Source organism: Microbacterium sp. LMI13-1-1.1 (assembly GCF_040815625.1).
In the GTDB taxonomy this organism is placed as follows: Bacteria; Actinomycetota; Actinomycetes; order Actinomycetales; family Microbacteriaceae; genus Microbacterium; species Microbacterium forte.
Map to the genome: position 1 here is coordinate 1 of NZ_JBFPNL010000010.1, position 775 is coordinate 775.

Below are 775 nucleotides of genomic sequence, written 5' to 3' on the forward strand. Positions count from 1 at the left end.
CTGGTGCTGGAGCTGGTGCTGGTGCTGGTGCTGGTGCTGGTGCTGGTGCTGGTGCTGGTTCTGGCGTCGACGCTGACGCCGATAGGGGGCGCGATCCGGAGGAGATCGATCCGTTCAACTCCGACCCGCGGTCTGTGCTCGATGACCGCACCGCGGCGCAGAAACGCCACGACGCCCTGACCGCAGCTCTCGGCATCGCCGCCCGGCACAAGGACATGCCCACCCTCGGTGGGGCATCACCGGTCGTCGTCGTCACCGTCGACGCCAACGACCTCGCCCACCACGCCGCTCAGGCCACCGGTGCTGTGTTCGGAGGCGCTGCCACCGGTGCTGCCTTCGGGGGTGCCGCCTTCGGAGGTGCCCCCTTCGGAGGTGCCGGTGCTGCGGCCGGGGCGCGCGGCAATGGTGGGTGGGCGACGATCCCCGGCTCCGGTGCTCATGTTCCCGTCTCTGTGGCGGCGCAGGTTGCGTGCTCGGGGGCGATTCAGCGCGTGCTCATGGACGAGGGGCGGATCATCGGGATCACGACCACGGATCGGATCTTCACCGTGCATCAACGGCGGGCGATCATCGCCCGCGACAAGGAGTGCCTGATCCCTGGATGCCACGTCCCCGCCTCATGGTGTGAGATCCACCACGTCACCGAGCACGCCCGGGGCGGCCCGACGCATACGGATAACGGTGTGCCGTTGTGCTGGTGGCATCACCGGTCCCTCGGCACCTCGGGGTGGGAGATCCGGATGAATGACGGCCTCCCGCAGGTGCGCGGCCCGGC

2 protein-coding genes are annotated in these 775 nt (G+C 69.5%); both read left to right on the top strand.

Features of this window, described 5'->3' with window-relative positions:
- On the top strand, positions 1–180 hold a 180-nt coding region (locus MRBLMI13_RS18385; RefSeq protein ID WP_367824489.1), incomplete at its 5' end, for a hypothetical protein.
- On the top strand, positions 135–775 hold a 641-nt coding region (locus MRBLMI13_RS18390; RefSeq protein ID WP_367824487.1), incomplete at its 3' end, for an HNH endonuclease signature motif containing protein. The genes MRBLMI13_RS18385 and MRBLMI13_RS18390, both read left to right, overlap by 46 nt.